General features: G+C 71.3%; 15 protein-coding genes. 6 read left to right on the top strand and 9 right to left on the bottom strand.

The window, feature by feature from the left end; translation table 11 throughout:
- Positions 1-39 precede the first annotated feature (39 nt).
- A complete protein-coding gene (locus ACNAVT_RS07265) occupies positions 40-1,383 on the bottom strand; it encodes a plasmid pRiA4b ORF-3 family protein (RefSeq protein ID WP_416294013.1) in 1,344 nt (447 codons plus the stop codon).
- A gap of 315 nt (positions 1,384-1,698) precedes the next feature.
- Positions 1,699-2,664 (bottom strand): endonuclease domain-containing protein, encoded by a 966-nt coding sequence (locus ACNAVT_RS07260; protein ID WP_416294011.1) that lies wholly within the window; start codon positions 2,662-2,664, stop codon positions 1,699-1,701.
- Between the two features lie 436 nt (positions 2,665-3,100).
- Between ACNAVT_RS07260 and ACNAVT_RS07255 the strand changes: the two genes are divergently transcribed.
- Complete coding sequence (locus ACNAVT_RS07255; protein WP_416294009.1) at positions 3,101-4,039, top strand: hypothetical protein; 939 nt, start codon at positions 3,101-3,103, stop codon at positions 4,037-4,039.
- 6 nt (positions 4,040-4,045) lie between these two features.
- Here ACNAVT_RS07255 and ACNAVT_RS07250 read toward each other — a convergent pair whose 3' ends face one another.
- From ACNAVT_RS07250 to ACNAVT_RS07235, 4 genes are all read right to left on the bottom strand, one after another.
- Positions 4,046-4,732: a VOC family protein gene (locus tag ACNAVT_RS07250; protein ID WP_416294008.1), complete on the bottom strand. Its 687-nt coding sequence runs from the start codon at positions 4,730-4,732 to the stop codon at positions 4,046-4,048.
- 31 nt (positions 4,733-4,763) lie between these two features.
- Entirely contained in the window at positions 4,764-5,441 is a 678-nt protein-coding gene (locus tag ACNAVT_RS07245; protein WP_416294006.1) for a GNAT family N-acetyltransferase, read from the bottom strand.
- A gap of 104 nt (positions 5,442-5,545) precedes the next feature.
- Positions 5,546-5,827, bottom strand: a complete 282-nt coding sequence (locus ACNAVT_RS07240; protein ID WP_416294004.1) for a hypothetical protein — start codon at positions 5,825-5,827, stop codon at positions 5,546-5,548.
- A 26-nt stretch (positions 5,828-5,853) separates the two neighbouring features.
- A complete protein-coding gene (locus ACNAVT_RS07235; protein WP_416294003.1) occupies positions 5,854-6,792 on the bottom strand; it encodes a TauD/TfdA family dioxygenase in 939 nt (312 codons plus the stop codon).
- A 391-nt stretch (positions 6,793-7,183) separates the two neighbouring features.
- On the opposite strand from ACNAVT_RS07235, the gene ACNAVT_RS07230 reads away from it, so the two are divergent.
- The 4 genes from ACNAVT_RS07230 to ACNAVT_RS07215 all read left to right on the top strand — a co-directional run bounded on the left by ACNAVT_RS07230 (position 7,184) and on the right by ACNAVT_RS07215 (position 9,975).
- Entirely contained in the window at positions 7,184-7,930 is a 747-nt protein-coding gene (locus ACNAVT_RS07230) for a lysozyme (RefSeq protein ID WP_416294001.1), read from the top strand.
- A 116-nt stretch (positions 7,931-8,046) separates the two neighbouring features.
- Positions 8,047-8,721, top strand: a complete 675-nt coding sequence (locus ACNAVT_RS07225; protein ID WP_416294000.1) for a peptidoglycan recognition family protein — start codon at positions 8,047-8,049, stop codon at positions 8,719-8,721.
- A gap of 127 nt (positions 8,722-8,848) precedes the next feature.
- Positions 8,849-9,448 (top strand): NADAR family protein, encoded by a 600-nt coding sequence (locus ACNAVT_RS07220; protein WP_416293999.1) that lies wholly within the window; start codon positions 8,849-8,851, stop codon positions 9,446-9,448.
- Between the two features lie 11 nt (positions 9,449-9,459).
- On the top strand, positions 9,460-9,975 hold the full coding sequence (locus ACNAVT_RS07215; protein WP_416293998.1) for an NUDIX domain-containing protein: 516 nt from the start codon (positions 9,460-9,462) through the stop codon (positions 9,973-9,975).
- Positions 9,976-10,036: 61 nt separating this feature from the next.
- Here the strand turns inward: ACNAVT_RS07215 and ACNAVT_RS07210 are convergent, their stop codons facing one another.
- Positions 10,037-10,576 (bottom strand): RNA 2'-phosphotransferase, encoded by a 540-nt coding sequence (locus ACNAVT_RS07210; protein WP_416293996.1) that lies wholly within the window; start codon positions 10,574-10,576, stop codon positions 10,037-10,039.
- A gap of 38 nt (positions 10,577-10,614) precedes the next feature.
- Entirely contained in the window at positions 10,615-11,274 is a 660-nt protein-coding gene (locus ACNAVT_RS07205; protein ID WP_416293994.1) for a DUF305 domain-containing protein, read from the bottom strand.
- A gap of 333 nt (positions 11,275-11,607) precedes the next feature.
- Here ACNAVT_RS07205 and ACNAVT_RS07200 point away from each other — a divergent pair, with 333 nt between their 5' ends.
- Positions 11,608-13,377: an LVIVD repeat-containing protein gene (locus ACNAVT_RS07200; protein WP_416293992.1), complete on the top strand. Its 1,770-nt coding sequence runs from the start codon at positions 11,608-11,610 to the stop codon at positions 13,375-13,377.
- A gap of 105 nt (positions 13,378-13,482) precedes the next feature.
- On the opposite strand, the gene ACNAVT_RS07195 is transcribed toward ACNAVT_RS07200, so the two are convergent.
- Positions 13,483-14,532: an aldo/keto reductase gene (locus ACNAVT_RS07195; RefSeq protein ID WP_416293990.1), complete on the bottom strand. Its 1,050-nt coding sequence runs from the start codon at positions 14,530-14,532 to the stop codon at positions 13,483-13,485.
- Positions 14,533-14,608 lie beyond the last annotated feature (76 nt).

The raw sequence follows: 14,608 nt of genomic DNA, 5'->3' as shown, positions 1-14,608 counted from the left end.
ATGCCCGAGGAGACGCGCCCGAAGGTCGGTCGCCCCGCACTACCGCCTCTGCTGCAGGGCTTCGGTCACCGCCTTCGCGTTGAAGCGGGCGGGGTCGAAGTCGGCCGGGTCGTCCAGGCCCAGCCACTCCAGCCGCTCCTCGTGCTCGGGGTTGGTGGGATCCCCGAGGATCTCCACCAACTCCGCGTAACCCCAGACGCCGCCGCAGTCGTCCGGCGGCGCGGCCCGGCGCCCGCCGACACAGCGCGGGTACGCCACCGACGCCTCCCGATCGAGGACCTTCTCCACGACGATGTCGTGCTCCCAGTTGTCGCCGAAGTCGTACGTGTAGCGCAGCTTGTCCCCGGCAGCGAGGGCGACCTGCTCCAGGGTGACCCGCGATGCAGCGCGGTGGCCGAGTTCCGCGTCGGGGCGGCCGAAGCTGCCGTACGCGGTCTCGAAGACGTGCAGGTGACTGTCGGTCCAGGCGAAGGCTGACTGGATCAGCTCGTGCAGCCGGGCGAGGCTGACATCGGCGGGCACCTCGAGACGCCGCCAGATCGGCGGGCGGGCACCCCGCAGGCCCACCTTGATCTGGTAGATCGGTGCCGGGCCGTCGGACTTCTTCCGCTTCGCGGGCAGGCTCGCCGGGCGGCGCTGGGCCGGCACGCCACCGTTTCGCCCGGGCGGATGCATCAGGTTGAGCAGCGCGGAGATCTGCGCCACGGCTAGTTCGCCGTCGTGCAGCTTGCCTCGCCTGGGCGCGGGAAGCGCCCGGAGCCGGCTACGAAGCAGCAGGGCCAGCGCAGGGTAGCTGGGGCCCTCTTCATCGACGACTTCGTCCAGCGGCTCAGGGTCGAAGCGGTCGTGGTCGTCGCGGGCGTCCAGGGCGTCCTCTACTGCTCGGCGGAAGTCCGCCCGCCGCAGCTTCTTCTCAGTTACGTCGACCCCACCGGCGCGCAGATCGGACAGGAGCGCCTCGCGCGCCTCCGGCCACTGGTCCGCGTCGATCAACAGGATCTCTGCGGCGCCACCACAGTCGCAGTCGTCCAAGGCAACGCCGACGGCGTGCGACCGGCCGGCCCGCTGGAACCTGCCGGCCAGCAGGAACGTGAACCCCTCCGGATCGGCGAAGCGGATGCACTCGTCGGCTGTGACCGGGGCGTCCAGCTCGGCGAGCCAGGATGGCGCGCCGACGCCGGCATCGGCGAGCCGGCGGGCCGCCTCCGTCGCGGCGCGGCTGACCTCGCCGTCGGAGACTGAGGCGAGCCCGGCCAGCATCGCCCGCGCCCCCGGGCTGGCCTGCGCCTCGAACGCCGGCACGAACAGTTCCCGCAACGCCGAGTCGCGGTCGTCGCCGAGGGTGGCCCCAAGTGCCAGCAACGTCGAGGCGACTATCTCCATCTCTATCGGATCCCGCATGGCGTCGACATCGACCTCTGCCGGAATCAGATCGCCGAGGTCCGGCGCGGGCCGCTCCCCTGCGCAGTACGGGCAGTCACACACCTCCGGCTCGCCCACTACGACGAGCGGCGTGCCGCTCCGAACCGATCGCTTCTTCCCGTTGCGGCGCCGGTTACGGCTCACTGGACTCACGCGGCACAGTCTGCCGCATCCCACCGTTCCGGTAGCAATCCAGCACACCGGCGCCGAGGACGAGCCACGCCGGCAACCGGCGGGCGGCGCCGAATGCTACCGGGGAGTCGCACGTCCGGCCGGTCATCGATGATCGGCGGTGGTGGTGGTCCGGCGGCTGGCCAGGATAGCGAGTGTCTCGCGGCGTACCTGGTCAACCTCGTGCACCAGCCGACGATGGGCGAAGCGGACGACCAGGATGCCGATGGCGGCCAGCTGCGCATCACGGCGCAGATCGACCTCGCGTTGGCGTGTGTCGCCATGGGTCGTGGCGCCGTCGAGTTCGATGTTGACGCGTTCCAGCTCGGCGTAGAGGTCGAGGTAGACGTTGCGCAGGCCGAGCCGGATGGGCACCTGCCGTTGAAACACCGGCATCCCAGGGCCGGCGAAGACGTGCTCGTGCCCCCAGATCTCCAGCGGGCTGCGGCAGCCCTCGGCGAGCCGGGTCAGCAGCGTACGCAATGCCGCCGCGTCGGTCAGCTTCGGCACGCTGCCCAGCGTCACCTCCAGCCGCTCGGGGGTGGTCAGCCGGTCGTTGACCGCCCGGATCACCGGCGCCCTCCGCTCGGCGGGCGGCAGCACAGGCCAGGAGTCGACAAGGGTCTGCTCGAGGCGGGTCACCGCAAGGCCCTGCCGCACCAACCCCTGCGGCGGCTCGAGAGTGAAGTCCCGACGTCGGTGCACCCGCACTCCGGGCCGGCTGCGCAGGCCGCCAGCGACCGGCGCGCTCAGGTGCAGCACGTCCCCGGCCGCCTGTCGGCGCAGTCCCCACACGTCGAGCGCGGTGAGGTGGCTGAGCGCGCCCCGCCCCCGTGCCCAGGCGCAAGCCGCGCGGCGGCCCACGGCCGGGTCGAGTCGGCTGAGGGCAGGAGTGTCCGGGCGCCCACCGTTCAGCATGTGCGCTGCCACGAACACCTCGGGCAGCACCCGCACCAGCGCGCCGCTGCCGCACGCCCCCTGCAGGATCCACTCGGGCACCACCTGCTCGACCGCCGTACGGGTCACCAGCCCGCCGCCTCGCTCCACCAACTCCCGAAGCACCGCGTTCACACCGCCAACCGTTCCGCCCCACCCGACGTGCCGCAACCACCCCCCACCCCACCGGTGGACGCCCACCCCCCTGTGGAAACCCCCCAACCCGCCCCCCAAATCTGCTACGTGAAGCCCGATCGGTGACACCACAGCTGGTCCTTCGTCGGCGTGTCGGCCAGGTCAGCTGTCACCGAACGAAACCGCGGGCGTTCGCCGCCGACAGTCCGACCCGTTCACAGGAACGAGGAGCCAGCCGCGCCGCTGATCACGGGCTGGCTGCGCCCGGTGTGTCCGCGCGGCTACGGGGGTCGGCGTGCCCGGCTTGTTAGCGTGGGTCGACGTTCGTCACCGTCGACACGTCCCGGCTGGTCCGCGCCGTCTGTGCGCGGCACCCCTCGACCAGTCACCCGCCGCCGGACGGTGGCACCGGCTGGCGGTGCTGAGGAGGGGTGAGATGACCGACGAGTCGGGCGCGAAGGCGACCGCGCCGGACCAGCGGCCACGGTGGACCGACCGGGGGCGGGAGCGGGTCCGGCAGGCGGCTCCTCACCTGCTGGCGATCCTGCGTACCGGGTGGGCGCGGCTGCTCCCGCTGCTGCAGCGGTTGTGGGCGGCGGCGGACGGGGACGTGCCGGCTCCCCCACCGCCGGACGACGTCGTCGAATTCCGGGAGGTGGCGCGCCCGATCAGCGTCGCCGCGAAGGGGCACATCTTCACGTTCACCGTCCGGGCCGGCCTCACCTGGTCGGCGACCGGCCTCCGCCCGGAGGCGCTGACCTGGTACGCACGCTACTTCATGCCCGCCGTGATCCAGCGGCTGCGGCGGGTCGCGGCGGACCGGGCCCGCGAGTTGGCCCCACACCAGGCGGGCGATCTCGAGGTCGCCCTGCAGACGGCGCTCGGCGACGAGGGGCCGTGGCGGTACGCGCACGACGGCGTGGCCGTCGAGTGCCGACCGGAGGTGTGGGTAAGCCACGACGAGCGGGTCCGGCGGGCGCTGCGGCCGTACTGGGACCGCCTGATCGAGCTGGACTGCCAGTACGAGCTGTACCTGAAGCGGGCCCGGTACGCCGAGCAGCTGAACCGGCGTTGGGTGGCGATCATGGAGGAGTTCGTCGACGACCCGGCCGGCGGGGAGCAGGCGAGGGCGGTCACCGAGGAACTGGCGCGGGCGCGACGGCACATGGCCGCGGAGCAGCGGGCCGCCGCGCAGTGGAGCGCCGAACTGATGCGGGACCGGCAACGCCAGGCCCGGATCTTCGAGCCCTTCACCGCCATCGACATCGTCCCGAAACAGGCGCCCGGGCCGGCGAAGGACGCGCCCGGGCGACCCACCGAGACCACGTCGGCGGAGGGCGCCCCGCCGGCGTCCGGCCCGGAGGACCGCCGGTGACGCGCCTCAGACCTGCGCCGCGGCGCCCGGCTGGGCCTGCCGGTTACGCAGGAACGCGGCCAGTCCCAGCCTGTCCTCGGTGGCCAGGAACGCGCCCCTCGCGTTGATCAGGGTCTCGTCGGCGTGGGTCATGCAGCCCCACACGGTGTCACCCCAGGAGTCGGCGAGCTTCACCTCGGCCGGCTCCGGGCACGCCGCGCCGCGCGGGCCGCCGACCTGGCAGTGGGTGGGCGCGCCGTCACGCCGGCTGACCGCCTCGGCGGCCTCCCGGATCAGGGAGAACCGGGCCTCGGCCCCGTCCTGCCCGGCGCGGGCCTGCTCGGGCACGGCCCGGCGCTGCCCGAAGAGAACCACGTTGCCGTCGGGGTCGGTGGTGCGGCACTCGCCGCCGGGGGCGTGCTCGGGGTGTCCGGCCCGCTCGACGGGGCAGCCGGCGACGGTCAGGCGGTCGATGGTGGCGGCGAGGTCGTCGACGTAGAGGTAGATGAGCAGGGGCAGCTCGACGGTGACGAGGCGCGGCGTGATCGCGGCGAGCAGCAGGGTCAGCTGCCCGCACTGCAGGTACGACCAGTGGGACTCGCCGTCGCCACCGGCGCGCAGTTCGGAGTAGCCGAAGAGCTCGTAGAACCGTCGCGCGGCCTCGGCGTCCGCGACGTACAGCACCGGCACCTGGGCCTGCACTCCGTCATGCACGGCGCCACTGTACCTATTATGGATCTGCAAATCACGTCTTGGAGATCGGGTTTTCTCCGGAGGCTGTCCGATCGGTCAGGTGCAGGGCCGCCCCGGGCCCATGCGGGCTGTTGCACCTCCGCTGCGGCTCCGGAGCGGAGTGCAGCCACCACAGCGTCTCGACCTCGCGGCCGTCCGGCAGGACGTGCGTCGGGTCGCCGGTGATCCGGACGAACCCGGCGGACATCAGCCAGCGCCAGCTCGCCACGTTGTCGGCTTCGCAGCGCGCACCGACGTAGCGCAGCCCGAGGTGGCGGTGCGCGATGGCGCAGACCAGGTCCAAGGCCTCGCGCCCGTAGCCCTGCCCCCGGGCCTCGGCGACGACCGAGCCGCCGACGTGCACCTGGTGGCCGAACTGGACGTAGAGGTTGAGGTCCGCCACCAGCCGACCGGTGCCGCGCTCCCGGGCCACGAACTTGGCGAGGTCGGGGCTCCAGACCGGCAGGTCGGGATCCAACCCGATCAGGCCCTCGGCGTACGCCGCCTGCGAGTACCCGTGCCGGTACCGCATCACCTCGTCGGCCGCGGCGCTGAACTGGATCACGTCGCGTACCCGCGCGACGGCCAGTTCCAGTCGGGCGGACCGGACGGTATGGGTCGCGCCCCGGCAGCTCAGGCCCGGCACTCCCGTACGGTTCAGCACAGCCCGCAGCGGTGAGGCGATCGTCATGCCCGCCACGGTACGGAGCCCGGAACCTCGGCAACATCACCTGATGGGGGCCGATCCGCCCGGCCTGTCGCCCGAGGCGTGGGGAAGGGTGGCCGCCGGCCAACTCAGGGCCGGTCCGTCGAGCGGGACAGGGGCACCAACGCGTGACGCGCGAGCCGGTCGCGGGAGCGGCGCAGGTGCTCGCGCTCGACATCGTTGGCGGTGCGGGCGATCGCCGCGTCGTAGGCCACGACGGCCTCGACAGGGCGGCCGAGGCGGCGCAGCAGGTCGGCGCGGACTACGTGGAAGACGTGGTAGTCGCCCAGGTCCAGCCCGTCGACCTCGGCCAGCGCGGCGGCCGGCCCGGCCACCTCGGCCAGCGCGACCGCCCGGTTGAGCGCCACCACCGGCCCGCATGCTGCTGCATGATCGCCTATCCCTCCAGACCAAGGTCGAGCCAGAGCCGGAGGAGGTGCCGGCGGCGAGTCGGGTCGGGGTGGTCCGCATAGGCGGTTCGGCTGTGCAGGATGACGTGGTTGTTGAGGAACTGCAGGTCGCCGGGGCGCAGGTCCATCGTGAGCAGGAACCGGGGGTCGTGGTTGAGCCGGTCGACCGCCTCCAACGCTTCCCACTGCTGTGAGGTGAGCGGAGGCACGTGCGGGGATCGCTGGGCGCTGCGCATGTAGTCCGGGCCGTACCGGACGGTCAGCCGCCCGTCGGGGCTGACCGCGTACACGGGTTGCTGGTGGAAGCTGTCCGGGCCATCGCCGGTGCGCCGATCGAACCACCATGGTTGGTAGAGCAGGCATGCCAGGTCGGGGCGGGCGTCGACGAGTGCGTTGTGTACCGCGACGGAGCTCACGATCGCGCTCTGCCCTCCGGATCGGGCCGGCCACAGGCACAGCAGGGCAACGGCGTCGGTGGGGTCAGCGTGGAAGCCGAGTTGCTGGCTGTGCTGGTGGCTGCGGGTCGTCGACCGAGCGGGGTCGGCGCCCTCGTCCCGTACGTGGATGACCGGCATCCGCTCAGGCCCCTGCGGCACGATCCCGCCGACGTGGCCGGCGACACCGAGGGCGACCAGCGCGGCGTCGTGCTCGGCCAGGGCACCTACCGGAAGGCCCTGCACAAGCGCGAACCCCCGACCGTGCGTGACGTCGACGGCCAGACGCCGCAGGTGTGGACCGAGCGTCGGCAACGGGAACAGCTCGGGCGAGACATCGTCGAGGCCGACTCCGGCGGCCCGCACCGCGGCCAACGCGTCGAGTACCTCGTCCTGGTGGACCTCGCTCAGCCGCAGCCGCCAACGTGGATCGTCGCCGACGTGGTCACTTCGCCACGCCGCCGCAGTCTTCACCGGCGCTATCACCGTCATGGCTTCACCGTCCCTCCGGTTGTAGGTCGGTCCGCTTGCGTGGACGTTGTCGGCATCCTCGCCGCCGGTCGCTGTGAGCGCCGTCCGGTTCACCGTCGGCGGAACACCGGGACCCTCCAGCGCCCGGCGCGCCGCCGTCCCGCAGGTCCGTCACGCCCTCAGAACTCGCCCTGGAACGGGCGCACCTCGATCGGCAGGGTGGTGGCCAGGGCGTACCGGCCCCGAGATCACCGACCGCGCCCGCGAGCAGGCCCGGGAGCGCGGGCGGGAAAAGTTCAGAGAGGATCTTCCATCGATCTATTGAAATTTGTCTCCGCCTCGTGACCTAATACTGACAGATCCTTTCGTCATCTCCCGCCGCAGCGAGCGGCAGACCCCCAGGGAGGAAAAGATGAACCGTCCGCTCCGATCGGCGCTGCGTACCGCCGGCGCCGCTCTGCTCGCCACGGCCGCATTGGCCGCCTCGACCCTCCTCGGCGCGACACCCGCCAGTGCCGCACCGGCCGGCCTGCCCGGCATGGACGTCTCCAGCTGGCAGGGCAACGTCAACTGGCAGGGCGCCTGGAACAACGGCGCCCGGTTCGCGTACGTGAAGGCCACCGAGGGCACCGGCTACACCAACCCGTACTTCGCCCAGCAGTACAACGGCTCCTACAACGTCGGCATGATCCGCGGGTCGTACCACTTCGCCCGGCCGGACGTCTCCAGCGGTGCCGTCCAGGCCGACTACTTCGTCAACCACGGTGGCGGCTGGTCCAAGGACGGCAAGACCCTGCCGGGCGCGCTGGACATCGAGTACAACCCGTACGGCGCGACCTGCTACGGGCTGAGCCAGGCCTCGATGCGCAGCTGGATCGCCTCGTTCGTCAACCAGTACAAGGCCCGTACCGGCCGGTGGGCGACCATCTACACCACGACCGACTGGTGGAGCACCTGCACCGGCAACACGTCGCAGTTCGCCGCCAACAACCCGCTCTGGATCGCCCGCTACGCCAGCAGCGTCGGCACCCTGCCGGCCGGCTGGCCGACGTACTCGTTCTGGCAGTGGGCCTCCTCCGGCACCTTCCCGGGTGACCAGAACGTCTGGAACGGCACCCTGGACCGGCTCAAGGTGCTGGCCTGCAACGGGCCCTGCTGATCCGCACCGGTGGCGGGCCGCCCTCCGGCCACTCCGGCTCGGTGTTTCTGACGCCACGCCGCGACCCGGAGCAGCCGCCCGCCACCGGCGGCGTCCGTGCCCCTGAGGAGGCCATGATGTCCGTCCCCGTCCCCCGGCGGGCCGTGCTGCGCGGCGCGGTCCTGCTCGGCGCCGCCGCCGGCGCGACCGCGTTCACCCAGTTCGGCGACGACCTCGGCGCGCGGGCCGTCGCCACCCGGGTCGACCAGCCGGATATCGCCAACTGTGCGACCTGGAGCGCCCGCCCGCCGTCGTCCGCGGTGAGCGTGGTGCAGAGCCGCCCCAACAAGATCATCATCCATCACACGGCGTTCCCGAACACCACCGACTACAGCCTGGCGCAGGCCTACCGGAACTCGCGCGACATCCAGAACCTGCACATGGACACCAACGGCTGGCTCGACTCCGGCCAGCACTTCACCAACAGCCGCGGCGGCTACCTCACCGAAGGCCGGCACGGCAGCCTTTACGCGCTGCTGCACGGGCAGACCATGGTGCAGGGCGCGCACTGCGTCGGGCAGAACAGCCAGGCCATCGGGATCGAGAACGACGGCATCTATCTCGACGTGCAGCCGCCGAAGGCCCTCTGGGACAGCCTGGTGTGGTTCTGCGCGTTCACCTGCCAGCAGTACGGCATCCCGTCCAGCGAGATCTACGGGCACAAGGACTTCAACAGCACCCAGTGCCCGGGGCTGCTGCACGACCGACTGCCTGAGCTGCGTAGCGCGGTGGCCGCCCGCCTCGGCGGCTGACCACCCGACCCGCCGTCGCGGGGCGCCCACCGGGGTGCCCCGCGACCGCCACGCGACCTGGCCAACCGTTTCCTGCGGCACGAAACGCGGAGGCGATTTGTCGGTGCCCTCGGGCAGACTGTCGATCATGTCGCCCCGATCTGCCGCCGAGCTCGTCGCCGCCGTCCGGTCCGGACGGCGGACGAAGTACCTGCACTTCTGGGGCCACCGCCCGCAGCGCGACGGCAGCGTCGGCGTCGGGTGCCTGAGCCAGTGGTGGCCGGCACCGTTCACCGTGGACGGCCGGACGTACGCCACCGCCGAGCAGTGGATGATGTGGCGCAAGGCGAACCTGTTTGGCGACACGGAGACGGCCGAGCGGGTCCTCGCCGCCGGGCACCCGCAGCGGGCCAAGGCGCTCGGCCGGCAGGTCCGCGGCTTCGACGAGGCAACCTGGGTGTCCTGCCGCTACGAGATCGTGGTGGCCGGGAGCGTGGCCAAGTTCGGCCAGCACGAGGAGCTGAAGCGTTTCCTGCTCGGCACCGGGGAGCGGGTGCTGGTGGAGGCGAGCCCGGTGGACCGGATCTGGGGCATCGGCCTGGCCGCCGACGACCCGCGCGCCGCGGACCCGGCCCGGTGGCGGGGCGAGAACCTGCTCGGCTTCGCGCTGATGGACGCCCGTGCCGCCCTCGGAAACATACCAGGCGCCGGCCGGATGACGAGGACCCTCCGCGCGCCAGGCGGGTAACGTGCTCCGGCGTGACCGCGACACCGTACTCGCACTGCTCGTACTGCGGCGTGGCCTACCCGGCGGAGGCCGGCTGGCCGCGCGTCTGCGCCGACTGCGGCGCGACGGTGTGGCGGAACCCGCTGCCCGTCGCGGTGGCGGTGCTGCCGGTCCGGACCCCGGCCGGTCTCGGCGTGGTGGTGGTCCGCCGGGACATCGAACCGGCCCGCGGCCAGCTCGCGCTCCCCGGCGGGTTCATCGAGTACGGCGAAGAGTGGAACGAGGCGCTGGTCCGGGAGCTGCGTGAGGAGACCGGCCTGCTCGCCGAGGCCGGACAGGCGCGGCTGTTCGCGGTGCACGGGGCGCCTGCGGGCGGCACCATGATGGTCTTCGGCGTGCTGCCGGAGCGGGCCATCGGGGACCTGCCGCCGTCGGCGCCGACCGAGGAGGCCACCGAGTGGCTGGTCGTCACCGAGCCGGTCGAACTGGCCTTCTCCACCCACACCCGGGTGCTGGCCGACTTCCTCGCCGAGCAGCGTCACGAGTGACCCCAGGGTGTGGTGCTGCGGACCGGTGGTGGATCACCGTCCCGCCGCCGCCGGCCGACGATCAGGCGGTCAGGTACGCGGGCGGCACTGCGTCAGTGAGCCACACCCCGTTCGCGCTGCGATAGAACAGGTAGCCGTTCTCGGCCATCGCGGCGGAGTCGACAGTGAACACCACCACCGCGCCGCCCCGCCGGGACCCCACCCGCCGGGCGGTCTCCACGTCCGGCGACAGGTGCACGTGGTGCCGGCGCCCCCGGCGCAGCCCTTGAAGGCGGATCGCGGGCGCGACGCTGTCGCTCGTACCGTGGAAGAGCCGCTCGGGCGGCGTGGCCGGCGTCAGGCCGAGGTCGACCGCGACGGAGTGGCCCTGGTTGGCCCGGATCCGGTCGGCGCCGTCGGGCCCGCGCTCGACCGCGAAGCGCTGCTTGTCGTTGCCGGCGACCACGGCGTCGAGCTCGACGCGGCTGATCCGCAGCGCGGCGAGCAGGTCGGCGACCGGCACCCAGCCGGCCCGGTCGAGCGCCAGGCCGAACCGGTCCGGGCGGTGCCGCAGCGCGAGGGACATCTTCTTGCTCACCCGCACGAGGTCACGATGATCCACTCCACCAGTGTGGCATCGTGCCGCGGCGGGTGGCGGGGCTATTTCGCGGTGCCCAACGCCTCACGCATTCGGTTGATCTCGGCGCTCTGCTCCGCGATGACGCCGCTGGCCATCTCGTTGATGATGCCGTCGACCCCGAGCGCCAGCACCTCGCCCGCCATGTCGATCGCACCCTGATGATGCTCGATCATCATGGTGACGAACATCCGGTCGAAGTCGGCGCCCCGGGCCGCGGCGAGAAGCTCCAATGCCTCCGCTGACTGCATGCCGGTCATGCTGTGCTGGTGGGGGCCGCCAGAGTTCCGGTCCAGGCCCCGGTCCGTCAGCCAGGTGTCCAGCGTCTTGATCTCCGGTTCCTGGGCCGCCAGGATCCGGTCGGCGATGATCTTGAGTTTCGGGTTCTGTCCCCGCTCCGCCACCAGTCTGGCCATCACGAGCGCCTGCTCGTGATGCGGAATCATCATCGTCACGAACCGAATGTCGGCCTTGTTGTGCGACCGGCGCGGCAGGGGCGACACCTCGTTGGCCGGGAGGGTTTTCGCCGGCTCACCGGGAGCCCCGGGCATCAGCACCGGCGCGGTCGCGTCGGGCGCACTGGGCAGGGCGAGCGGTTCCGGCGGGCTCGCCGTCGCCGCCTTCGCCGCCGGCTTCGGCTGGTCGTCCGGCCACCAGACGACCGCCGCCGCCCCGGCGGCCACCACCGCGAGCACGACCAGCTCGACCAGCACAATCGCTCGCGACCGTCCAAAGAGAGCTCGGATCCGTCCACCTAGCACAACTTGACTCCCGCCGTCCGTCCGAGGATGGCCGGGATCGTAACGCGGGGTGACCTGCCACCGGGAGGATCGCGGGCAGCGAAAAGATTCTGTTTTGGTCTCACCTGCGGTTATTCGTGCCGCCGCACCACCGCCACTTTCACCTAACCGTGACCATGAGTCCGCGCCGACTGTGACCTGGGTCACAAATTGAGGTCGGACTCTGGGTTATCGTCCGGCTACCCTGCTCGACCCCATGACGAAGGGTGTCCGTACATGTTCGAACGAATCCCACAAGGAAGCCGAAGGCTGGCCATCACCCTGGCCGCCACAGGCGCCCTTCTCCTCACCGCCGCCGTGGCTGCGGCGCCGGCGAGCGGCGCCACCGATTCCACCGAGAACACAGACGTCTGCGAATCGTTCCAGGCCGCCGGAGACAACTTCGCCGAGTACTGCATCGCCGAGGAGTCGGTCAACGACGCGGTCGCCGCGAACGCCATTCCGGGCGTCGACGAGATCGCGAGCAGCCCCAACATCCGGCAGATCGCCAACTACCCGAAGTTCGGTGGGTTCGCCGCTGAGGGGGCGTACAACTCGGACCTGGCGTTCCAGGGCAACTATGTCTTCGCCGGCAACTACGAGGGCTTCAACGTCTTCGACGTCAGCAACCCCAGCTCGCCCCAGGTGGTCAGCCAGGTGGTCTGCTCCGGTTCGCAGGGCGACCCGTCGGTCATGGGCAACCTGCTGTTCCTCGCGGTCGACCAGCCGCGGACCAACGACTCGTGCACCAGCGCGGTCGGTTCCGTGACCAACCCGGCCCACTGGGAGGGCGTCCGGATCTTCGACATCAGCGACAAGGCGAACCCGCGGTACATCAAGTCGGTCCGCACCGACTGCGGTTCCCACACCCAGACGCTGGTGCCGAGCAAGGACGGCAAGAGCGTCTACGTCTACGTGCAGTCGTACAGCCCGTCGGCCAGCGCCGCGTACTGCAAGACGCCGCACGACAAGATCTCGATCATCAAGGTGCCGCTGGACAACCCGACTGCCGCCTCCGTGGTGGCCACCCCGGTTCTCTTCCCGGGAACCACCGGCGCGAACTCCACCAGCGGTTGCCACGACATCACCGCCTACCCGGAGCTTGACCTGGCCGCCGGTGCCTGCATGGGCGACGGCGTCCTGATGGACATCTCCGACCGGGAGGCGCCGCGGATCATCAGCCAGGTCCGGGACACGAACTTCGCGTTCTGGCACTCGGCCACGTTCAACAACGCCGGCAACAAGGTCATCTTCACCGACGAGCTCGGCGGCGGCAGCAGCGCGATCTGCACCAGCAACTACCGGACCAACCAGGGCGCGGACGCGATCTACGACATCGTCGGGTCCGGTGACAGCCGCAAGCTGGTCTTCAAGAGCTACTTCAAGATCCCGCGGCTGAACACCACCCGGGAGAACTGCGTTGCGCACAACGGCTCGCTGATCCCGGCGATGGGCCGCGACGTGATGGTGCAGGCGTGGTACCAGGGCGGCATCTCGGTGATCGACTTCACCGACTCGGCCAACCCGGTCGAGATCGCTTTCTGGGAGCGGGGCCCGCTCTCGGAGACCCGCAACATCCTCGGCGGGGCCTGGTCGACGTACTACCACAACGGATACATCTACTCGAACGACATCCAGAAGGGCCTCGACGTCATCAAGCTGGACGACCCGCGGACGAACAACGCCCGGGCGATCGCGTTCGATGAGCTGAACGTGCAGACGCAGCCCAGCTACCCGGCCTGCACCACGGTCCTGACCAACCGACAGAACGGTGGGCTCGACATCAAGTCCGGCATCACCTGCCTGGACGGCGTGACGGTCAACGGTGCGACCAAGGTCGCGCCGGGCGCGGGTCTGATCACCTTCAACTCGACCCTCAACGGCTCGGTCAGCGCGACCGGTGCCTCCGTGGTGTCGATCGTGGAGAGCAACGTCAACGGCTCGGTGGACGCTGTCGGCGCCACCGTGCGGGACAGCAAGGTCACCGGATCGGTGAAGACGAGCTGATCCACGGCCCGTCAACGGCACAAGAGCTCCGGCCCGGCGGATTCCGCCGGGCCGGAGCCCGCTGTGCTCCTGCCGTCGGGCGCGCCGGCGACGGGGGCCGGGCGGTCAGGCGGCGGCCCGGTCGGCGAGGGGGCGGCGCCGGCGGGCCGGGTCGGTGAGCACCGGCGGCGACCAGGCGCCGTCCGGCTGGTAGAGGTTGGTGCCGGGCGGGACGATCTCGTCGATCCGGTCCAGCACGGCGTCGTCGAGGGTGAGCGCGGCACCCTTGAGCAGCCCCTCCAACTGCTCCATCGTGCGCGGTCCGATGATCGCCGAGGTGACCGCCGGGTGCGCGACGGTGAACGCGACGGCCAGCTCCGACAGGGTGCAGCCGATCTCGTCGGCGAGCGCGACCAGTTCCTCGACGGCGGCGTACTTCGCGGCGTTGCCGGGCAACGCCGGGTCGAACCGGGCCGGGGTGAGGGCCGGCCGGCCGGCGGTGAGGTCGACGGCACGGCCGGACCGGTACCGGCCGGAGAGAAAGCCGGAGGCCAGCGGGCTCCAGACCAGGACGCCCATCCCGTACCGCTGGCAGACCGGAAGCACCGCGGTCTCGATCCCCCGGGCCAGGACGGAGTACGGCGGCTGCTCGGTACGGAAGCGACCGAGCGCGCGCCGCTCGGCGACGTGGTGCGCCTCCACGATCTCCTCGGCCGGGAAGGTCGAGCAGCCGAAGGCACGGATCTTGCCGGCCCGGACGAGGTCGGTGAGCACGCCGAGCGTCTCCTCGACGTCGGTGGTGTGGTCGGGCCGGTGCACCTGGTAGAGGTCGATCCAGTCGGTGCCCAGGCGGCGCAGGCTCTCCTCCACCTCCCGGACGATCCAGCGCCGCGAGTTGCCGCCCCGGTTGGGTCCCTCCCACATCGGGAAGTGCACCTTGGTCGCGAGGACCACGTCGTCCCGCCGGCCCCGTAGCGCCTTGCCGACGATGACCTCCGACTCGCCGGCGGAGTACATATCGGCGGTGTCCATGAAGTTGACGCCCTGGTCGAGGGCGGCGTGCACGATGCGGACACAGTCGTCGTGGTCGGGGTTGCCGACCGCGCCGAACATCATCGTGCCGAGACAGTGGACGCTCACCTGAATGCCGGTGCCGCCGAGTACGCGGTAGCGCACGGGATGCTCCTTTTCCAGCGGGGTACGCCGCGCTGACCGGGCGGCGGTCGGTCCGGCCACCGTAGGATTTCGAGTG

Origin of the sequence: Micromonospora sp. SL4-19 (genome assembly GCF_047921475.1) — a bacterium.
Taxonomy (GTDB): domain Bacteria; phylum Actinomycetota; class Actinomycetes; order Mycobacteriales; family Micromonosporaceae; genus Micromonospora.
Note: the sequence above shows the minus strand (reverse complement) of the source record. Positions and strands in the feature narration are given on the sequence as shown.